The sequence below is a fragment of the Streptomyces sp. NPDC042102 genome (assembly GCF_055582305.1).
This window is the reverse complement of record NZ_JBVJDL010000015.1, coordinates 63,509-83,712: the sequence shown is the minus strand read 5'-3', so window position 1 is coordinate 83,712 and position 20,204 is coordinate 63,509. Positions and strand designations below refer to the sequence as shown.

Annotated in this window: 19 protein-coding genes; 9 read left to right on the top strand and 10 right to left on the bottom strand. The window is 68.7% G+C overall.

From position 1 onward, the window contains the following. Positions 1-78: 78 nt before the first annotated feature. Complete coding sequence (locus tag ACZ6KO_RS32370; protein WP_469307564.1) at positions 79-549, bottom strand: DIP1984 family protein; 471 nt, start codon at positions 547-549, stop codon at positions 79-81. 106 nt (positions 550-655) lie between these two features. Between ACZ6KO_RS32370 and ACZ6KO_RS32365 the strand changes: the two genes are divergently transcribed. Both ACZ6KO_RS32365 and ACZ6KO_RS32360 read left to right on the top strand, forming a co-directional pair. Further along, positions 656-1,219, top strand: coding sequence for a dihydrofolate reductase family protein (locus ACZ6KO_RS32365; RefSeq protein WP_469307536.1), 564 nt, complete (start codon positions 656-658; stop codon positions 1,217-1,219). 346 nt (positions 1,220-1,565) lie between these two features. Next, on the top strand, positions 1,566-3,098 hold the full coding sequence (locus tag ACZ6KO_RS32360; protein WP_469307535.1) for an alpha/beta hydrolase: 1,533 nt from the start codon (positions 1,566-1,568) through the stop codon (positions 3,096-3,098). Here ACZ6KO_RS32360 and ACZ6KO_RS32355 read toward each other — a convergent pair. The 3 genes from ACZ6KO_RS32355 to dnaB all read right to left on the bottom strand — a co-directional run bounded on the left by ACZ6KO_RS32355 (position 3,085) and on the right by dnaB (position 6,130). Then, a complete protein-coding gene (locus ACZ6KO_RS32355) occupies positions 3,085-3,867 on the bottom strand; it encodes an oxidoreductase (RefSeq protein ID WP_469307534.1) in 783 nt (260 codons plus the stop codon). The two genes, ACZ6KO_RS32360 and ACZ6KO_RS32355, sit on opposite strands and share 14 nt — an antisense overlap. 76 nt (positions 3,868-3,943) lie before the next feature. Beyond that, positions 3,944-4,522 (bottom strand): TetR/AcrR family transcriptional regulator, encoded by a 579-nt coding sequence (locus ACZ6KO_RS32350; RefSeq protein ID WP_469307533.1) that lies wholly within the window; start codon positions 4,520-4,522, stop codon positions 3,944-3,946. A 126-nt stretch (positions 4,523-4,648) separates the two neighbouring features. Continuing rightward, positions 4,649-6,130 (bottom strand): replicative DNA helicase, encoded by a 1,482-nt coding sequence (gene dnaB / locus ACZ6KO_RS32345; RefSeq protein ID WP_469307532.1) that lies wholly within the window; start codon positions 6,128-6,130, stop codon positions 4,649-4,651. A gap of 434 nt (positions 6,131-6,564) precedes the next feature. Here dnaB and ACZ6KO_RS32340 point away from each other — a divergent pair, with 434 nt between their 5' ends. Beyond that, on the top strand, positions 6,565-7,902 hold the full coding sequence (locus tag ACZ6KO_RS32340) for an MATE family efflux transporter (RefSeq protein WP_469307531.1): 1,338 nt from the start codon (positions 6,565-6,567) through the stop codon (positions 7,900-7,902). Between the two features lie 116 nt (positions 7,903-8,018). On the opposite strand, the gene rplI is transcribed toward ACZ6KO_RS32340, so the two are convergent. The 4 genes from rplI to rpsF form a co-directional block, all read right to left on the bottom strand. Continuing rightward, the gene (gene rplI / locus ACZ6KO_RS32335) at positions 8,019-8,465 is read right to left on the bottom strand and encodes a 50S ribosomal protein L9 (RefSeq protein ID WP_401444744.1); all 447 of its coding nucleotides are present in this window, start codon (positions 8,463-8,465) and stop codon (positions 8,019-8,021) included. An 18-nt stretch (positions 8,466-8,483) separates the two neighbouring features. Further along, the gene (gene rpsR / locus ACZ6KO_RS32330; RefSeq protein ID WP_005315025.1) at positions 8,484-8,720 is read right to left on the bottom strand and encodes a 30S ribosomal protein S18; all 237 of its coding nucleotides are present in this window, start codon (positions 8,718-8,720) and stop codon (positions 8,484-8,486) included. A 43-nt stretch (positions 8,721-8,763) separates the two neighbouring features. After that, the gene (locus tag ACZ6KO_RS32325) at positions 8,764-9,351 is read right to left on the bottom strand and encodes a single-stranded DNA-binding protein (protein WP_401444746.1); all 588 of its coding nucleotides are present in this window, start codon (positions 9,349-9,351) and stop codon (positions 8,764-8,766) included. A gap of 74 nt (positions 9,352-9,425) precedes the next feature. Continuing rightward, positions 9,426-9,716, bottom strand: coding sequence for a 30S ribosomal protein S6 (gene rpsF, locus ACZ6KO_RS32320; protein WP_004950685.1), 291 nt, complete (start codon positions 9,714-9,716; stop codon positions 9,426-9,428). 246 nt (positions 9,717-9,962) lie between these two features. Between rpsF and ACZ6KO_RS32315 the strand changes: the two genes are divergently transcribed. The 3 genes from ACZ6KO_RS32315 to ACZ6KO_RS32305 all read left to right on the top strand — a co-directional run bounded on the left by ACZ6KO_RS32315 (position 9,963) and on the right by ACZ6KO_RS32305 (position 12,584). Further along, on the top strand, positions 9,963-10,277 hold the full coding sequence (locus tag ACZ6KO_RS32315; protein WP_469307530.1) for a hypothetical protein: 315 nt from the start codon (positions 9,963-9,965) through the stop codon (positions 10,275-10,277). Between the two features lie 108 nt (positions 10,278-10,385). Further along, the gene (locus tag ACZ6KO_RS32310) at positions 10,386-11,504 is read left to right on the top strand and encodes a lipid II:glycine glycyltransferase FemX (protein ID WP_401444751.1); all 1,119 of its coding nucleotides are present in this window, start codon (positions 10,386-10,388) and stop codon (positions 11,502-11,504) included. Positions 11,505-11,552: 48 nt separating this feature from the next. Then, a complete protein-coding gene (locus ACZ6KO_RS32305) occupies positions 11,553-12,584 on the top strand; it encodes an alanine racemase (protein ID WP_469307529.1) in 1,032 nt (343 codons plus the stop codon). A gap of 10 nt (positions 12,585-12,594) precedes the next feature. On the opposite strand, the gene ACZ6KO_RS32300 is transcribed toward ACZ6KO_RS32305, so the two are convergent. Both ACZ6KO_RS32300 and ACZ6KO_RS32295 read right to left on the bottom strand, forming a co-directional pair. Continuing rightward, positions 12,595-14,055 carry a glycosyltransferase family 87 protein gene (locus tag ACZ6KO_RS32300; RefSeq protein ID WP_469307528.1) on the bottom strand — a complete coding sequence of 487 codons (1,461 nt, stop codon included), beginning with the start codon at positions 14,053-14,055 and terminating at the stop codon, positions 12,595-12,597. An 84-nt stretch (positions 14,056-14,139) separates the two neighbouring features. Continuing rightward, on the bottom strand, positions 14,140-16,758 hold the full coding sequence (locus ACZ6KO_RS32295; RefSeq protein WP_469307527.1) for a transglycosylase domain-containing protein: 2,619 nt from the start codon (positions 16,756-16,758) through the stop codon (positions 14,140-14,142). Positions 16,759-17,034: 276 nt separating this feature from the next. Here ACZ6KO_RS32295 and ACZ6KO_RS32290 point away from each other — a divergent pair, with 276 nt between their 5' ends. From ACZ6KO_RS32290 to ACZ6KO_RS32280, 3 genes are all read left to right on the top strand, one after another. Further along, the gene (locus tag ACZ6KO_RS32290; RefSeq protein ID WP_045945391.1) at positions 17,035-17,637 is read left to right on the top strand and encodes a PadR family transcriptional regulator; all 603 of its coding nucleotides are present in this window, start codon (positions 17,035-17,037) and stop codon (positions 17,635-17,637) included. A gap of 50 nt (positions 17,638-17,687) precedes the next feature. Next, positions 17,688-18,770, top strand: a complete 1,083-nt coding sequence (locus ACZ6KO_RS32285) for an inositol-3-phosphate synthase (RefSeq protein WP_401444761.1) — start codon at positions 17,688-17,690, stop codon at positions 18,768-18,770. A gap of 108 nt (positions 18,771-18,878) precedes the next feature. Continuing rightward, entirely contained in the window at positions 18,879-20,147 is a 1,269-nt protein-coding gene (locus ACZ6KO_RS32280; RefSeq protein ID WP_469307526.1) for an MFS transporter, read from the top strand. Positions 20,148-20,204 lie beyond the last annotated feature (57 nt).

Genomic DNA, 20,204 nt, shown 5'->3' with positions numbered 1-20,204 from the left:
TGGAAACCGCCAACCCTCGGTGTGTGCACGCCTCCGAAGCTGCTACCTGCTCCACATCGTCCCGATCTGCTGGACTGCTCAGTCCAGCAGATCGACTTCCCAGTTCGTACGCTGGATCCGCACGTCGATCTCGCGGATCTCCCGGGCGAGGGCATCCGCCTGACTGCGCAGTTCCGCGACCGGAAGCGCGGAAAGCATCATCAGCTCGGACCGAAGCTGCCGGCCGTATCCCCGCTCGCCCTGACCCGCCGCCGCGTCCGCCGCGGCGGTGACCACGGAGTGACGCAACCGCAGGACGTCCCGGTGTGCGAGGGCATCGGTGAGCGTGCCGTCCGGGCCCATCTCCACGGTGGCATTGGTCCGGTTGATCCGTCGGATCAACGATTCCAGAGCGCTCAGCACCTCACCGACCTCGGCCAACAGCTGAGCTGCATCCTCAGCGGGAGTCTCCCCCTCCTGGTATCGCGCGCTGCTGACGACGCGCGCTCGCAGCTGCTCCACACGGCGCGTCGCTTCCGCACGTTCTGCCAGTGCCTCAGCAAGCTTCACTGTCGCCATCTCCCCTCCATGAGAACGCACGAGTATACGAGTGGGATGAGTGTGCCGCGCCGCGCCGGTCTGTACGTGTGAGACCGACTCGCGGAATGCTGGCGCCATGCGGAAACTGATCTACGGCATGAACCTGAGCCTGGACGGCTACATCGCCGCGCCCGGCGACGACATCGGCTGGAGCGTGCCGAGCGACGAGCTGTTCCAGTTCTGGTCCGACCAGTTGGAGGCGACCGACCTGTCACTGTACGGGCGCAAGCTGTGGCAGACGATGAGCTCCTACTGGCCGACCGGCGACCAGCGGCCCGACGCCACCCCGGCGGAGACCGAGTTCGCGCGCCGCTGGCGGGACATGGCGAAGGTGGTGTTCTCCTCGACGATCGACACGGTCGACTGGAACACCCGCCTGGTCACCGGCGACGCGGTCGCCGAGATCACCCGGCTCAAGGCCGAGGACGGCGGCCCGATGGACATCGGCGGCGCCACGCTCGCCGGGGCGGCCATGCGGGCCGGGCTGATCGACGAGTACGTGCTGGCCACCGCGCCGGTCCTGGTGGGCGGCGGCACGCCGTTCTTCACCGCCCTGGACAACTGGGTGAACCTGAACCTGGTCGAGACGCGGACCCTTCCCTGCGGCGTGATCCTGACCCGGTACGAGACGAGGCGCTGAGCGCTCGTCACGCGACCCGGCCGTCTGCCGCCCATGCAGGTTCCCGCGACCCGCGTCACCCGGCACGGCGGCGGCCGGGCCCCGCCGTCGACGACGCGGCGACAGTTCACCCACGTGGCCTCGGTCAGCTCGCACAGCATTGCCCGGCCACGGTGCTATTGACGTGAATCCGCGCTGACTTCCAGCGAGGGACGGCGCGCGCTCGGCTGCGAAAGGGAAAGCGATGCACATAGCCGGACCGAGAGCGGGCCGTCGGGTTGGTGTCGCCGTCATCGCCGCGCTGATGACCTGCTCGACCGCTCCGACCGGGCCCGACCGCGCCGCGGCCGGAGGTCCCACACCCTCGGTGCCGGCCCCGAACCTGGACTGGGAACCCTGCGCAAAGGCCAGCCCATACGACTGCGCGACCGCGAAGGTACCGCTGGACTACGACGAACCGGATGGCCGCACCATCGAGCTGGCAGTCGTCCGACGGAAGGCGACCGACCCCGATCGGCGCATCGGCACCCTGCTCTTCAACCCCGGCGGACCCGGCGGGCCCGGCACGGTCCAGATGCCACAGAACTACAGGAACTTCCCCCGCGAGGTGCGGGAGCGGTTCGACATCGTCAGCTGGGACCCCCGCGGCATCGGCAACAGCACCGCGGTGAACTGCTTCGACAGTCCTAAGGAGGCCGCCGAGTGGAACGCGAGCAAAGCGGCGGGCTTCCCGGTGGGCGAGAAGGAGCGAAAGGCCTACTTCGCCGCCTACAAGGAGCTGATCCGGCGCTGTGAGCGGAAAGCCCCCGAGCTCCTTCGTCATACGACGACCGGCGACACCGCTCGAGACCTCGAGCAGCTCCGGCGGGCGGTGGGCGACAAGAAGCTCACCTACTACGGGATCTCCTACGGCGCGATGCTGGGCGCCACCTACGCCAATCTTTTCCCCGGCACGGTCCGCGCCATGGTCCTCGACGGCGATTGGGACCCGCGAGCCTGGACGAACCACGGCTCCGACGACGCCCGGAGCACGTCGTTCCAGCGCTTGGGCTCGGGCAGCAGCGCGGAAGCAACCGTGGAGCAATTCCTCACCCGGTGCGGGAACACCACCACCGCCCGTTGCGCGTTCTCCGCCGGCAGCCCGACGGCGACCCGGGACAAGTTCGACCAGCTGCTGCAGCGACTGCGGAAGAATCCCGTGGGCTCCTGGACCTACGCCGTCACGGTCTCCGACGTGGTGAGCAGCCTGTACGTCCCCAGGGCTCGCGAGCTCGCCGGCAGGCTGCAGGACCTGTGGCAGGGCCGCGCCCCCGCGCCGCCCCCTCTCCCGCCCGGACCACCGGTCCGCAATCCGAATCCGTACCTGGGCGAGGAGCAGAGCGGTGCGGTCTTCTGCGGCGACAGCCCCAACCCCCGTGATCCCGACGCGTATCACACCCTCGCAGAGGCCAGCGCCGCCCGTTCGGGTGATACCGGACGCTACTGGGTGTGGGCCACCGCGGGGTGCGCCTTCTGGCCGTACGCAGAGGACCGCTACCGCGGCCCGTGGAACAAGCCGACGGCGAACCCCGTCCTCGTAGTCGGGAACACCTACGATCCCTCCACTCCGCTCTCGGCCGCGCAAGCCATGGCCGAGGAGCTGGCCAACGCCCGCCTGCTGACCTACGACGCAGTCGGTCACACGGCACTGCTCAACCCGAGCAGTTGCGTGCAGGCCTACGAGAGCCGCTACCTCGTCGACGGCACCCTCCCGCCGGTCGGAGCAACGTGCCGACAGGACACGCCTCTCTTCGCCGCACCCAAGAAGCACACGCCGGCCGAGACCGCTGTAGGATCTCGCGCCCCGCAGCCATACGAATCAGCCCCGCCCCGCGGGACTCCCCGGTTCAGAGCGTCTTGACGGTGCCACCGTCGATGACGTAGTCGGCGCCAGTGATGTTGCCTGCGACGTCGGAGAGAAGGAACGTGATCAGGGCCGCCACTTCTTCGGGTTCGGTGATGCGGCCGGTGGTGATGTTGAAGGCTTCCGGGATGTGCTGGAGGAAGGCGGCGTGCTCCGCCCCGGCTCCGGCCGCCACTTTGCCACCGAACCCTTCGGGGTCTTCCCATATGGCAGTGCGGACCACTCCGGGCGAGACGGTGTTCACGCGCACGCCCTGGGGCCCGAACTCCTCGGCCAAGGACTTGCCGAGTGCGGCGAGGGCCGCCTTGGCCGCGCTGTAGGCGACCGGGCCGGCGGCGGGCAGACGGGAGTTGATGGACGCGACGTTGACGATCGACCCACGGCGCTCGATCAGGCTCGGCAGCGCCGCTCGGGCGGCGCGGACGGCACTGAGCAGGTTGAGGTCGATAACGCGGACCCACCGGGAGTCGTCGGTGTCGAGGAAGCCGACGGGCTCCACGTCGTCCCCGGCTCCGACGTTGTTCACCAGCAGGTCGATGCCGCCCAGTTCAGTGAGGGCGCTGTCCATGAGCGTGGCGACGCCCTCGGCGGTGCTCAGGTCGGCAGACACCGTGTATGCGCCGGTTTCCTTCAGCTCGGGCGTGATGGTGCGGGCAGCGCCGACGACGCGGACGCCCTCGGCCGTGAGAGTCCGGACGGTGGCGAGTCCGATGCCGCGACTGGCACCGGTGACGACGGCCGTCTTGGCGGTGAGGTTGAGGTGCACGACACTCCAATTTTTGAACCGTAAGTACAAAATGTGGGCAGCAGCCACCCAGGCGGACAAGTGCTGCTGGTTCGACTTAGAGGGAGTCGACCGTCGCGTCGATCACTCGGACGAGCCGATCAGAGGATTCGGCAACACGCGCCATGAGCCGCAGGCCCACGACCGTGTTCAGCAGCAGGCTCCCCCAGGCTGCGGGATCACGGTCCGGTGCGATCTCTCCGGAACGTTGCCCTTCTTCGATCAGTGCGCGGAGGGCATCCTCGGTGCGGGCGAACATGCGCTGGACGAGTTCGGTTGCCACCTGGTCCGTGCCCGCGAGTTCTGCCGCGGTATTCACGGCCATGCAGCCCCGACGGTCCGGGTCGGCAAGGTCCATCTCGGCAAGGAACTGCAACGTCGTGCGCAGGCGCACCTTGATCGGGCCGGGCTCCTCGAACATCTCGATGAGCGCGACGGCCTGGCTGTCGCGGTAGCGGCGAAGCGCCATCTCGAACAGGGCATGTTTGCTGCCGAAGGTGTTGTAGAGGCTGCCCTTGCCGATGCCGATCGCGTCAACGAGGTCCTGCGGCGTGGTCGCGGCATAGCCCTTCCGCCAGAACACGTTCATGGCGCGCTCGACGGCGACATCCGGATCGAACTGCTTGGGCCTTCCCATGATCAGAACACTAACATCGTTCTTGACCCATAAGTCAAGAACTAGTTCCGTAGCAAGGAAGCTGAGGGCTTCCTGCTGGAAGGCATTCGCGAGTTCGGGTGTCTGGAGTGCCAACGCCCCGTACAGCTAGGTGTTGGCCATGTCCACGAAGCGCGAATAGTGGCCCTGGAACGCCACGGTGATCGTCGCGGTGGGACCGTTACGGTGCTTGGCCACGATCAGGTCCGCCTCGCCCGCGCGCGGAGACTCCTTCTCGTAGGCGTCCTCGCGGTGCAACAGGATGACCATGTCGGCGTCCTGCTCGATGGAACCCGACTCACGCAGGTCGGAGACCATCGGCTTCTTGTCGGTGCGCTGTTCCGGACCACGGTTCAGCTGCGACAGCGCGATGACCGGGACCTCCAGCTCCTTCGCCAGCAGCTTGAGGTTTCGGGACATGTCCGAGACCTCCTGCTGACGGCTCTCGGGGCGCCGCGCGCCACCGGACTGCATCAGCTGGAGGTAGTCGATGACCACGAGCGAGAGGTCGTTGCGCTGTTTGAGCCGGCGGCACTTGGCGCGGATCTCCATCATCGACAGGTTGGGCGAGTCGTCGATGTACAGCGGGGCGGCGGAGACGTCCGGCATCCGGCGGGCCAGCCGCGTCCAGTCGTCGTCCGTCATCGTGCCGGAGCGCATGTGGTGCAGGGCCACCCGTGCCTCCGCCGACAGCAGGCGCATCGCGATCTCGTTGCGGCCCATTTCGAGGGAGAAGATGACGCTCGGCAGGTTGCTCTTGATGGAGCAGGCGCGGGCGAAGTCCAGCGCGAGGGTGGACTTGCCCATGGCGGGACGGGCCGCGATGACGATCATCTGGCCGGGGTGCAGACCGTTGGTCAGCGAGTCGAGGTCCGTGAAACCGGTCGGCACGCCGGACATCTGACCGCTGCGGGAGCCGATGGCCTCGATCTCGTCGAGCGCGCCCTCCATGATGTCGCCCAGCGGCAGGTAGTCCTCGGAGGTCCGCTGCTCGGTGACGGCGTAGATCTCGGCCTGGGCGCTGTTGACGATCTCGTCGACGTCGCCGTCGCCCGCGTATCCCATCTGCGTGATCTTGGTACCGGCCGCCACCAGACGGCGCAGCACGGCCCGCTCGTGGACGATCTCCGCGTAGTACTCGGCGTTGGCCGCCGTCGGGACCGACTGCACGAGCGTGTGCAGGTACGAGGCGCCGCCGACCTTGGTGATCTCACCGCGCTTCGTGAGCTCGGCGGCGACCGTGATCGGGTCGGCCGGCTCGCCCTTGGCGTAGAGGTCCAGGATCGCCTGGTAGATCGTCTCGTGGGAGGGGCGGTAGAAGTCGTGCCCCTTGATGACCTCGACGACGTCGGCGATCGCGTCCTTGGACAGCAGCATGCCGCCGAGCACGGACTGCTCGGCGTCCAGGTCCTGCGGGGGGACCCGCTCGAAGCCGCCGCCCCCGCCGTCCCAGGAACCGCCCTCGCGGCCCCGCTCGTGCTGCTCCTCGCCGCGGCCGCGGCCCTCGCCTCGGCGGGGGCGGGAGACGGGCAGACGGTCACTGGGACCGCTGTCGGCCCAGGGGTCGTCCAAGGGCTCGGGAATGCTCACCGGGCCGCCTCCTCCCGTCCGCAACGCGGACCTCGCCGTGTCAGTCTTTCTACGACACGGCTCTGACATGTGGGACGCCCGGACCGGCACTCGGCGCGTCGGGCAACGCACAACGGTAGGGCCGCGGACGACGTCAGCCAATCTTGTTATCCACAGGCTGTGTGGATGAGATGTGGATGACTCGCCCAATGCTGTGGGTAAGTCCTCGCGGCCTGTGTACGGACCGGGGGACGACGCTGTGGACAAAATCACCTGACCCTCCCCGTTACCCCACCTGACCTGGCCTTTCTCCTTCCACGACCCGTGTGCCGGAAAAATCTTGGCCGCTGTCACGAGATCGTCCGCACACGGGTGGAAGGAATGCCCAAGTCAGCGCGCACGTAAGGATCCAAAGGCAGTTGCGTCTATTACCTGTGGAAGATTAGATTGGGCGCATGACACAGGCCACGAAGACCCCGAAGGCTGCCCCGGGACGGCACGACCGCGAGATCCTCTCCCTCGCGGTCCCCGCCTTCGGCGCCCTCGTCGCCGAGCCCCTCTTCCTGATGGCCGACAGCGCCATCGTGGGCCACCTCGGGACCCCTCAGCTGGCCGGTCTCGGGGTCGCGGCAGCCCTCCTGACCACCGCCGTCAGCGTCTTCGTCTTCCTCGCCTACGCCACGACCGCGGCCGTCGCCCGGCGGGTCGGCGCCGGCGATCTGCGAGCGGCGATACGCCAGGGCATGGACGGCATATGGCTCGCCCTGCTGCTGGGCGCGGCCGTCGTCGCCGCCGTCCTGCCCACCGCCCCCGCGCTGGTCTCCCTTCTCGGGGCCTCCGACACCGTCACCCCGTACGCGGTGACCTATCTGCGGATCTCCGCCCTCGGAATCCCCGCCATGCTCGTCGTGCTGGCCGCCACCGGCGTCCTGCGCGGCCTCCAGGACACCCGCACCCCGCTGTACGTCGCCATCGGCGGCTTCGCCCTCAACGCGGCCCTGAACGTCGGCCTGGTCTACGGCGCCGGCCTCGGCATCGCCGGCTCCGCCTGGGGCACCGTTCTCGCCCAGTGCGCCATGGCCGCCGCCTATCTCCTCGTGGTCGTCCGCGGCGCCCGCGAGCACCACGCCTCGCTGCGGCCCGACGCCGCCGGGATCCGGGCCTGCGCCCAGGCCGGCGCACCGCTGCTGGTGCGCACGCTGTCGCTGCGCGCCGTCCTGATGATCGCGACGGCCGTCGCCGCCCGGCTGGGCGACGCCGACATCGCCGCGCACCAGATCCTGCTGGCCCTGTGGAGCCTGCTCGCCTTCGCCCTGGATGCCATCGCGATCGCCGGGCAGGCCATCATCGGCCGCTACCTCGGTGCGGGGGACCGCGAGGGCGCCAAGGCCGTCTGCCGCCGCATGGTGCAGTGGGGTGTCGTGGCGGGCGTCGTACTGGGCCTGCTGGTGGCGGTCTCCCGTCCGCTGTTCATCCCGTTGTTCACCAGCGATCCGGCGGTCGAGGCGGCACTTCTGCCGGCCCTGCTGGTGGTCGCGCTCTCCCAGCCGGTCTCCGGGATCGTCTTCGTCCTGGACGGCGTCCTCATGGGCGCCGGCGACGGCCGTTACCTGGCCGGGGCGATGCTGGTGACGCTCGCGGTGTTCGCCCCGGTCGCGCTGCTCGTCCCGGCTCTGGGAGGCGGCCTGACGGCTCTGTGGTGGGCGATGACGCTGATGATGGTCGTCCGCATGGTCACCCTCCAGCTGCGGGCCCGGTCGGGCCGCTGGCTGGTCACCGGAGCCACCCGGTAGGGGACCGGTCGTACCCGGAGGTCGATGTTTCACGTGAAACGCCGGTTTCACGTGAAACACGATGAAGGGCCGCACCCCGGAGGGTGCGGCCCTTCATACGCTCAGCGAGCAACCGCTCAGGCGGCGACGACCTCGACGCCCACGTTCGCGACGACCTCGGCGTGCAGACGCACGGAGACCTGGTGCGAACCGAGGGTCTTGATCGGGGACGCCAGCTCGACGCGGCGCTTGTCGACCTTCGGACCACCGGAAGCCTCGATCGCCGTGGCGATGTCGGCCGGGGTCACGGAGCCGAAGAGACGGCCGGCGTCACCCGAGCGGGTGGCCAGACGGACCTTCGTGCCCTCGAGCTTGGCCTTGACCTCGTTGGCCTGCTCGATGGTCGCGATCTCGTGGATCTTGCGGGCGCGGCGGATCTGCGCCACGTCCTTCTCGCCACCCTTGGTCCAGCGGATCGCGAAACCGCGCGGGACCAGGTAGTTGCGAGCGTAACCGTCCTTGACGTCGACGACGTCACCGGCGGTACCGAGGCCGGACACCTCGTGGGTCAGGATGATCTTCATCAGTCGGTCACCCTTTCCTTAGCGCGCGGTGGACGTGTAGGGCAGCAGCGCCATCTCACGGCTGTTCTTCACGGCCGTGGCGACGTCACGCTGGTGCTGCGTGCAGTTGCCGGTGACGCGGCGGGCACGGATCTTGCCACGGTCGGAAATGAACTTCCGCAGCATGTTCGTGTCCTTGTAGTCCACGTACGCGGTCTTGTCCTTGCAGAACGCGCAGACCTTCTTCTTAGGCTTGCGCACAGGCGGCTTCGCCATGGTGTTTCTCCTGTGTGATCAAGAAGTTTGGGTACGGGCTGCCCTAGAAGGGCGGCTCGTCCGAGTAGCCGCCGCCGGAGCCGCCGGAGTTTCCACCCCAGCCGCCTCCGCCCTGCTGCTGGCCGCCGGCCGGCGCGCTGGACGCCCAGGGGTCGTCGGAGGGAGCTCCGCCGCCCTGCTGGCCGCCGCCGCTGGGGGCTCCGCCCCAGTTGCCGCCACCGCCCTGCTGACCGCCACCGCCGCCGTAGCCACCCTGGCCGCCGCGACCGGTGGTCTTGGTGACCTTGGCCGTGGCGTTGCGCAGGCTGGGGCCGACTTCCTCGACGTCCAGCTCGAAGACCGTGCGCTTGACACCCTCACGGTCCTCGTAGGACCGCTGCCGCAGCCGGCCCTGCACGACGACGCGCATGCCCCGCTGAAGGGACTCGGCGACGTTCTCGGCCGCCTGACGCCACACCGAGCAGGTCAGGAACAGGCTCTCGCCGTCCTTCCACTCATTGGTCTGGCGGTCGAAGGTGCGGGGGGTGGACGCGACACGGAACTTCGCGACCGCCGCACCCGAGGGGGTGAAGCGCAGCTCGGGGTCGTCGACGAGATTGCCGACGACCGTGATGACGGTCTCGCCTGCCATGGATGAACCTCTCGGCGGGGATTGCTTCTGGGCTGCTTGTTGCTACTCGGACCCGATTACCGCTGAACCGGAGTTCAGTGGGTCTCGGGACGGAGGACCTTGGTCCGGAGGACCGACTCGTTCAGGTTCATCTGGCGGTCGAGCTCCTTGACGACCGCAGGCTCGGCCTGCAGGTCGATGACCGAGTAGATGCCCTCGGGCTTCTTCTTGATCTCGTAAGCGAGACGACGACGGCCCCAGGTGTCGACCTTCTCCACCTTTCCGTTGCCCTCACGGACGACGGAGAGGAAGTTCTCGATCAGCGGGGAGACAGCGCGCTCCTCGAGATCGGGGTCGAGGATGACCATCACCTCGTAGTGACGCATGTGGAACCCACCTCCTTTGGACTCAGCGGCCACGGTCGTTCCGTGGCAGGAGGGTCGTGATGCGTGTGCACGGCGTCAGAGCAGACACCAGTGCAGACCGTACAGAGTACCTGCTCCCGTCCTTCCGGTTGAAATCCGGCGGTGAAGGGCCACAATCTGTACACATCGGGTGTGCGTGGTGCTATGCCGGGAGAAACCAGGCGTGGCCTTGCGCGACACGTCTCTCTCCGCCGGGAGGTGCCCCTCATGGCACAGGCAATGCGTCCCCAGCCCGAAATCTCTCTACTGGCGTCCGACGGCAAGCCCCATCCGCTCCAGGACACCCTGCTGGCGGTGACCTTGGTGCTCGGCGCCGTGGCGTTCGTCACCGGTTTCTTCCACAACCTGCACCTGCTGAGCTCCTGGACCGGCCTCATCGGGATCATCACCGGGCTCTACGGACAGTTCATCTCGGTGACGACACGCGAGCGATTCGCCTTGATCATTGGGCTCGGCGCCGCATCCCTCGGGTTCTACCTCGGCATGGCCCACGGCGGTCTCTTCGGCGGCCTGATGGGCTGACCGGGGTATCTCCGCGACCGGACGCCACCCGTCCCCCAGATGGGTGGCGCCCTTGTCACAGTAGGCTTCGCGCCATACCCAGCGAAGCCGCCGGAGGAGACGCCCCGCATGAGCCTGTCCCTGAGGACCATTAGCCGAGAGCAGCATCTGGCATACCTCCAGAGCCTGCCGTCGGCGAGCCACTGCCAGGTCCCGGCGTGGGCCGACGTGAAGAACGAGTGGCGTTCCGAGAACCTCGGTTGGTTCGACGGATCCGGAGAACTCGTGGGCGTCGCCCTCGTGTTGTACCGGCAGCTGCCCAAGGTCAAGCGGTACCTCGCGTACCTGCCCGAGGGCCCGGTCATCAACTGGTACGCGCCCAATCTGGAGGAGTGGCTCCAGCCGATGCTGGCGCACCTGAAGCACCAGGGCGCCTTCACCGTGAAGATGGGCCCGCCCGTCGTCATCCGCCGCTGGAACGCGGCGGCCATCAAGTCCGGCATCCAGGACCCGGAGGTCAGGCGCCTGCGCGACGTGGAGGCCTCGCACATCGAGCCGCGCGCGTTCGAGGTGTCGGACAAGCTGCGCCGGATGGGCTGGCAGCAGGGCGAGGACGGCGGCGCCGGGTTCGGCGACGTCCAGCCCCGCTACGTCTTCCAGGTGCCGCTGGCCAACCGCTCGCTGGACGACGTCCTCAAGGGCTTCAACCAGCTGTGGCGCCGCAACATCAAGAAGGCCGAGAAGGCCGGCGTCGAGGTCGTCCAGGGCGGCTACGAGGACTTGCCGGTGTGGCAGGACCTCTACGAGGTCACGGCCGTGCGCGACAAGTTCCGCCCGCGCCCGCTCAGCTACTTCCAGCGCCAGTGGACGGCCCTCAACTCCGAGGACCCCAACCGGATGCGGCTGTACATCGCCAAGCACGAGGGCGAGCCGCTGGCCGCGGCCACGATGATCACCGTCGGGCAGCACGTCTGGTACTCCTACGGCGCCTCGGCCAACCACAAGCGCGAGGTGCGGCCGTCCAACGCGATGCAGTGGCGGATGCTGCGCGACGCGTACGCGCTCGGCGCGAGCGTGTACGACCTGCGCGGAATCAGTGACACCCTGGACGAGAACGATCACCTGTTCGGCCTGATCCAGTTCAAGGTCGGCACGGGTGGCGAGGCCGTCGAGTACGTCGGCGAGTGGGACTTCCCGCTCAACAAGCTGCTGCACAAGGCGCTCGACATCTACATGTCGCGCCGCTGATCACTGATCACTGACCCCGCTGTTTTCGAGAAAGGTGCTGGACGGGCCATGGCGCTCACGCTCTACGTCGACACCGCGCGCTGGCGTGCGCACCAGAAGCAGGTGCTCGACCAGTTCCCCGGCATGATCCCGGTCTGCAAGGGCAACGGCTACGGCTTCGGCCACGAGCGGCTCGCCGAGGAGGCGACCCGGCTGGGTGCCGACGTCCTGGCGGTGGGCACGACGTACGAGGCCGCCCGCATCAAGGACATGTTCAGCGGTGACCTGCTGGTCCTCACCCCGTTCCGGCGGGGCGAGGAGCCGGTGCCGCTGCCCGACCGGGTCATCCGTTCCGTGTCCTCGGTGGACGGGGTCCGCGGTCTGGTCGGCGCCCGTGTCGTGATCGAGTGCATGAGCTCGATGAAGCGCCACGGCGTCTCCGAGCAGGATCTCGGGCTGCTGCACGCGGCGATCGAGGACGTCCGGCTGGAGGGCTTCGCCCTGCACCTGCCCCTGGACCGCCCCGACGGCTCGGACGCCGTCGAGGAGGTCATCGGCTGGATGGACCAGCTGCGCGCGGCCCGGCTGCCGCTGCACACCATGTTCGTCAGCCACCTCAAGTCCCAGGACCTGATGCGGCTGCAGCAGCAGTTCCCGCAGACCCGCTTCCGGGCCCGGATCGGCACCCGGCTGTGGCTGGGCGACCACGACGCGACCGAGTACCGGGGTTCGGTGCTCGACGTCACGCGGGTGGCCAAGGGCGACCGGTTCGGCTACCGCCAGCAGAAGGCCGCCTCCGACGGCTGGCTGGTCGTGGTCGCGGGCGGTACCTCGCACGGGGTGGGCCTGGAGGCCCCGAAGGCCCTGCACGGCGTCATGCCGCGCGCCAAGGGCGTCGCGCGCGCCGGCCTGGCGACCGTCAACCGGAACCTTTCGCCATTCGTGTGGGCGGGCAAGCAGCGCTGGTTCGCCGAGCCGCCGCACATGCAGGTGTCGATCCTGTTCGTGCCCTCGGACGCCGAGGAGCCCAAGGTGGGCGACGAGCTGGTGGCGCACCTGCGGCACACCACCACCCAGTTCGACCGGCTGCTCGACGCCTGAGCGGCGCCGCTCAGAGCCTGGGGTCCGAGCCCCAGTCGACCCGCTGTCCCTGCGAGGGCGCCGCGTACCGCGGCGCCCTCGTGGCGTGTGTGAGGCTGAAGACGTCCTCGGCCCCGTCCAGGACGCCTCCGGAGGGGTCGTCGACGCCGTCGCGGCGTACGACGTCCCGCTCGGGCATCAGGATGTCGCGCACGACCACCACGCACAGGTAGAGCGTGCCCAGCAGATGCGCGGCGATCGCCAGCTGGTAGCCCTCCACGGGCAGCCCCTGGTGCTTGTCCCCGCTGGTCGTGTAGGCGAGGTACATCCAGATCCCGAGGAAGTACACGACCTCGCACGCCTGCCAGATCAGGACGTCGCGCCAGCGCGGGCGCGCCAGCGCCACCAGCGGGATCAGCCACAGCACGTACTGCGGCGAGTAGACCTTGTTGGCCAGGATGAAGACGGCGACGACCAGGAAGGCCAGCTGCGCGAAGCGGGGCCGGCGCGGGGCGGTCAGGGCGAGCAGGCCGATGCCCGCGCACAGCACCAGGGTCAGCAGCGTGGCATAGGTGTTGGCGTTGTCCAGGGGGATCCCGGCGCGCTGCGAGATCAGCAGCCACACGGAGCCGAAGTCGATGGGCCGCTCCTGGCTGAAGGTGTAGAACTTCTTCCACCCCTCCCAGGCCCCCACCATCACGGGCAGGTTCACCACGAGCCAGGAGCCGGCGGCGCCGATCGCCGCGAGGCAGAACGGGCGCCACTTCCCGGCCCGCCAGCAGAGCACGAACAGCGGTCCGAGCAGCAGGACGGGATAGAGCTTGGCGGCGGTGGCGAGTCCGATGAGGACTCCGAAGGCCAGGGCACGGCCGCGGGACCACATCAGCATCGCGGCGGCCGTCAGCGCGATCGCCAGGAGGTCCCAGTTGATGGTCGCCGTGAGCGCGAAGGCGGGCGCCAGGGCGAAGAGCAGACCGTCCCAGGGGCGCCGGCGGTGGGTGCGGGCCACGCACACGGCGATCACCGCGGCGCAGGCCATCAGCATGCCCGCGTTGACCATCCAGTAGATCTGCTCGCGGTGCTGCATGCTGCCGCCGGTGGGGGTGACCCAGGAGGCGATCTCCATGAAGAGCCCGGTGAGGACCGGGTACTCCAGGTACTGCATGTCGCCGGGGATGCGGTCGAAGTACGGCGTGAGGTTCTCGGAGAACCCGCGGGCGACGAACAGGTGCGGGATGTCGGAGTAGCAGGCGTGGGTGTACTGCGAGCCGGCGCCGCGGAACCACGCCCAGTCGTAGCAGGGCAGCTTCTGCACCATGCCGAGGGCGAACATGCCGATCGCGACGAGGACGACGACCCTGACCGGACTCAGCCAGTGGCCGCCGAGCCGGGCATGGCGGCCCAGCGGACCGCCCAGGAACTGGCTGCCGGCCGCTGCGACCTCGTCCGTCTGCGTCGGCAGTACGGGACGGTCCTCGTGCACCTTCGTCATGCGCTCATCCTGCCGTACCCGCCTGTGGATACGGCGAGGGCCGCCGCACCGAAGTGCGACGGCCCACGGACGGGAACGGCCGGCTCAGCCGCTGCTCCCCCAGATGCTGCCTCCGGGCCTGCCCGGTCGGCCCGTCTTCGTGCCCGAGGGCGACGGAGCGCCGGAGGGTCCGCTGTTGACACCTCCGTTGCTCACGCCTCCGTCGCTCGTCCCGCCGTTGTTCATGCCGCCCTGGGCGCCCCCGGACACGGTTCCCGGGTCGCAGTAGATGTCCCACGGCTTGCAGGACGGCTTGCCGCCCTTGGACGGGGACGGGCTCGTCGACGGGGTGGCCGACGGGGAGGGCGAGGTCGACGGGGGCAGGGTCATCGTCGGCGTCGGCGTGGGCTTCGGGGCGCCCAGGGCGTCGGCCACCACTCCGATGGGGTCCGCCTCGGGGAAGCGCTTGACCGGAGTGCCCTTGAGGGCCTCCTTCATGTACTCCGTCCAGATCTCGGCGGGGATGTCGCCACCGTGGATGGAGGGGATGCCGCCGACGTTGTTCATGGACATGAGCTTCTTGTCCTCTGAATTGGGGTCGCTGCGGAAGAGCGTGACGGCGGTGGAGAGCTCCGGGGTGTAGCCGACGAACCAGGCCGACTTGTTCTCGTCGGTGGTGCCGGTCTTGCCGGCGGCCGGCCGGCCCAGCTTCTTCGCCTTGGTGCCCGTGCCGTTCTGGACGACGTTCTCCAGGACCTTGGTCATGTTGTCGGCGATGGAGTTGTCCATGGCCTTCTGCGCCTTGGGCGGCTCGAAGCCGGGCACCTCCTGGCCGTTCTTGAGCACCTTGGTGACGGAGAACGGCTCGTGGTGGGTGCCGGAGGCGGCGAAGGTCGCGTAGGAGTCGGCCATCCGGATGGCGCTGGGGGTGGAGGTGCCGAGCGCGAACGAGGCGTCGGGGTTGGGGTTCATCGACTCCTTGAGGATGCCGGTGGACTCGGCGACCTGGCGGACCTTGTCGTGGCCCACGTCGAAGACGAGCTGCGCGAACGGCGTGTTGATGGACTTCTCCATCGCCTCGTTGAGGGTCACGTAGCCGTACGCGGTCTCGCTCTCGTTCTTCTGCTGGAACGGCTTGCCGGCCGCGTCGCGCAGTGGCTTGCCGTCACGGTTGGTGATGACCGTGAGGTCGTTGCCGTTGTACTTGCTGTCGACCGACAGGCCCTCGCCCTTGGAGTTCTGGGTGCCGTACTGCATCGCGGCGGCCAGCACGTACGGCTTCCAGGTCGAGCCGACCGGGACGCCCTGGGTGTTGGCGTTGTTGCTGAAGTACTTCTTGTCCCAGCCGGGCCCGCCGTACAGGGCGACGATCGCACCGGTCTTCACGTCGACGGAGGCCGCGCCGAACTGCACGAAGGTGTCGTACTGGGGGCGGGCCTTCTCGTCCAGGAAGTCGTTACGGGTGTCCTCCACCGCCTTGACCAGCGCGTCCACCCTGGGCTTCTGGAAGGTGGTGGTGATCCGGTAGCCGCCGCGCGCCATCTCCTCGGCGCTGATGTTCTTGGTCTTCATGACGTACTGCTTGGCCGTCTCGACCAGGTAGCCGGTCTGCCCGCCCAGGGAGCGGGCCTGCTCGGAGTCGACGAGCTTGGGGAACTCGGTGTACTTGGCCCGCTCGGCCCGGTCCATCCTGCCGACCTCGACCTCGCGGTCCAGCACCCAGGCCCAGCGCTTCATGGCCCGCTCGGTGTTGTCCTTGGGGGTGGCCGCGGCACCGATGCCGCCGTCCGGGTTGTACAGGTTGGGACCCTTGAGGACGGCCGCGAGGAACGCCCCCTCGGACGGCGTGAGGTCCTTGCAGTCCTTGCCGAAGTACGCGCGGGAGGCGGCCTGGATTCCGTAGGCGTCACGGCCGTAGTAGGCGGTGTTGAGGTAGCCCGCCAGGACCGTCGACTTCTCCTCGCTCACACCCAGCTTGATCGAGATGAAGAGCTCGGTGACCTTCCTCTTGAGCGTCTGCTCGGAGCCGAGGTAGGTGTTCTTGACGTACTGCTGGGTGATCGTCGAGCCGCCCTGGGTGGAGCCGCCGCTGGCCATGTTGACCACGGCCCGGGCGATACCCATCGGGTCCACGCCCTTGTCGGTCTCGAAGGACTCGTTCTCCGCCGCGATCACGGCGTTCTGCATCGACTGCGGGATGTCGCTGATCGGGACGATCTGCCGGTTGGTGGTGCCACCGGTGGCGGCCATCTGCTCGCCATTGGCCCAGTAGAAGACGTTGTTCTGGGCCTGGGCGGCCTTGTGCGGGTCGGGCTTGCCCACCATCGCGATGCCGATGCCCGATCCGGCCGTGATGATCGCGAAGAAGCCCAGCATCGTGCCACAGACGAGCTTCCACGACGGCACGAAGCGGCGCCAGCCGTCCCGGTCGGCACGCGGGTAGTTGATCAGGCCCTTGCGCGGGCGGCCGGCTCCGGTTCCGGTTCCGGTTCCGGTTCCGGTGCCGCCACGGCCCCGGCCGCGGCCTGCGGCGCCATCGCGCTGCACGGCCCGGCGGGCTCCGGCGCGGCTCCCGCCGGGCGGTCCGTAGGAGCTGCTGGGTGAAGCGGTGGGGACATCGTGTCCGGGCGCTGCGCCCCGGCCGGGGCGCAGCTGGGCGGCCCGGCGGGCCGCTGCGCGGCCGCCGTCGGGCGACTGCGGCGGTTTGCGGCGGTGCTCGCTCATCGAACGACTACTCCTCAGGCAGGCGCGTGACCTGGCGGCGGCAGGTGGCTTCCGGTTCCCCCCGGTGTCATGGCGAACAGAGTACGCACGCTCAAAACCCACCCACCGCCGAAGTTCACCCCAAATCAGGCAACTTGCCTGCTGCGAATTGGTGATGTGACGCCGGTCACCACGTCTGGCCTTGTCGGTTCGGTCGGCCCGTTCTATCGTCTGGATGTATCGAGCCGATACATCAGCTCGACATAAACAGCTCTGGGGCGGAGGTGGAAAGGGCGGATGAGCAGACGCTCCGGCATCCTCGAGTTCGCTGTCCTCGGCCTGCTCCGCGAATCCCCCATGCACGGGTACGAGCTGCGCAAGCGGCTCAACACCTCGCTGGGGGTGTTCCGGGCGTTCAGTTACGGAACGCTCTATCCCTGCCTGAAGACGCTCGTCGCCAACGGCTGGTTGATCGAGGAGCCGGGCAACGCCCCCGAGGACGCTCTCGCCGCTTCACTCGCAGGGCGCCGCGCCAAGATCGTCTACCGGTTGACGGCAGCGGGCAAGGAGCATTTCGAGGAGCTCCTGTCCCACACCGGGCCCGACACCTGGGAGGACGAGTCCTTCGCCGCCCGCTTCGCCTTCTTCGGCCAGACCGAACGAGACGTGCGGATGCGGGTACTGGAGGGCCGCCGCAGCAGGCTCGAGGAGCGCCTGGAGAAGATGCGCGCCTCGCTCGCCCGTACACGTGAGCGCCTCGACGACTACACGCTCGAGCTGCAGCGACACGGAATGGAATCCGTGGAGCGCGAAGTGCGCTGGCTGAACGAGCTCATCGAGAGCGAGCGGGCGGGACGGGACCAGAGACGTCCCGGGCCGCCTGACGAAACCGCAAAATGAGGCCCTGCGCCACGCAGGCCTCGTCCGAGAACAAACAGGGAGCAACCGGAATGGGTTCGGTTCGCGTAGCCATCGTCGGCGTGGGCAACTGCGCCGCCTCGCTGGTGCAGGGCGTCGAGTACTACAAGGACGCCGACCCGGCGACCAAGGTCCCCGGCCTGATGCACGTCCAGTTCGGCGACTACCACGTCGGCGATGTCGAGTTCGTCGCCGCCTTCGACGTGGACGCGAAGAAGGTCGGCCTCGACCTCTCGGACGCCATCGGCGCCAGCGAGAACAACACCATCAAGATCTGCGACGTCCCGAACACGGGCGTGACCGTGCAGCGCGGCCACACCCTGGACGGCCTGGGCAAGTACTACCGGATGACCATCGAGGAGTCCGCCGAGGCCCCGGTCGACGTCGTCCAGATCCTCAAGGACCGCCAGGTCGACGTTCTCGTCTGCTACCTGCCCGTCGGCTCCGAGGACGCGGCGAAGTTCTACGCCCAGTGCGCCATCGACGCCAAGGTCGCCTTCGTCAACGCCCTCCCGGTCTTCATCGCCGGCACCAAGGAGTGGGCGGACAAGTTCACCGAGGCGGGCGTCCCGATCGTCGGCGACGACATCAAGTCGCAGGTCGGCGCCACCATCACGCACCGCGTCATGGCGAAGCTGTTCGAGGACCGCGGTGTCCGTCTTGAGCGCACCATGCAGCTCAACGTCGGCGGCAACATGGACTTCAAGAACATGCTCGAGCGCGACCGCCTCGAGTCCAAGAAGATCTCCAAGACGCAGGCCGTCACCTCGCAGATCCCCGACCGTGAGCTCGGCGAGAAGAACGTCCACATCGGCCCGTCCGACTACGTCGCGTGGCTCGACGACCGCAAGTGGGCCTACGTCCGTCTCGAGGGCCGTGCCTTCGGCGACGTCCCGCTGAACCTCGAGTACAAGCTCGAGGTGTGGGACTCCCCGAACTCCGCCGGTGTCATCATCGACGCCCTGCGCGCCGCGAAGATCGCCAAGGACCGCGGCATCGGCGGCCCGATCCTGTCGGCGTCGAGCTACTTCATGAAGTCCCCGCCGGTCCAGTACTTCGACGACGAGGCCCTGGCCAACGTCGAGAAGTTCATCAAGGGCGAGGTCGAGCGCTAAGCAAGGACGAAGCCATGTCCTTACGACATCTGGACTTCGGCTGTTCTTCCGCGGAGGGTCCCCGGGCAATGCGCCCGGGGACCCTCCGCGTATGTGACCCTTGCCCTCATGCCTGTCGTACGTGATCTGCGCGTACTCGTGCGCCTGAGGGATTTCCGCAATCTGCTCGCCGTACGACTGCTCTCCCAGGCAGCCGACGGCGTCTACCAGGTCGCGCTCGCCACCTACGTGGTCTTCTCCCCGGAGAAGCAGACCTCCCCCACGGCGATCGCCTCGGCGATGGCGGTGCTGCTCCTGCCGTACTCCGTGATCGGCCCCTTCGCCGGAGTGCTGCTGGACCGCTGGCGGCGCCGCCAGGTCTTCCTCTACGGCAACCTGCTGCGGGCCGCCCTCGCCTGTGTCACCGGCCTGCTGATCGCCGTCCACGTACCGGACTGGCTCTTCTACGCGTCCGCACTGTCCGTGACCGCCGTCAACCGCTTCGTCCTGGCCGGCCTGGCCGCCTCGCTGCCGCATGTCGTCGAACCCGGCCAGCTGGTCACCGCCAACGCCCTGTCGCCCACCGCCGGCACTCTCGCCGCGACCGCCGGCGGGGCCCTGGCCTTCCTCCTGCGACTGCTCGTCGGCGGCTCCAACGCCCTGGTCGTCCTGCTGGGCGCCGTGCTCTACCTGGCCGCCGCCCTGGTCTCGCTCCGGCTGGCCATCGGCCTCCTGGGACCCGACCGCGACCTGGGCCCGGACCGCCCCTCGGTGACCGAGGGCGTCGTCCTGACCGTGCGGGGCATGGCGCAGGGCCTGCGGCACCTCGCCGAGCGCCGTGAGGCCGCCCAGGCCCTCACCGCCATGACCGTGATGCGCTTCTGCTACGGCGCGCTCACGGTGATGCTCCTGATGCTCTGCCGCTACGCCTGGTCGGCCACCGAATCGGAAGGGCTCGCGCTGCTGGGGCTGGCCGTCGGGGTCTCCGGGGCGGGGTTCTTCGCGGCCGCCGTCGTGACCCCGTGGCTGGTGGGCCGCCTGGGCACCCGGGGCTGGATCGTCGCCTGCTGCGCCGGAGCGGCCGTCCTGGTGCCGGCTCTCGGCCTCTTCTTCACCCCGGGGCCGATACTGGCCGCCGCCTTCATCCTCGGGCTCGCCACCCAGGGCGCGAAGATCTCCACCGACACCGTCGTGCAGTCCCGGATCGACGACACCTTCCGGGGCCGGGTCTTCTCCGTCTACGACGTGCTCTTCAATGTCGCCTTCGTCGGGGCGGCCGCGGTCGCCGCGCTCATGCTTCCCCCCGATGGCAAGTCGGCCACCCTGATCCTGGGCGTCGCCATGCTCTACGGCGTGACGGCGATCGTCCTGGGACGTCAGGGGCGACGTTTCACGTGAAACATCGCGAGGCCGCGTGAAACCGCGGCCTCGGAGCATCCCGGGACAGCTGGACCC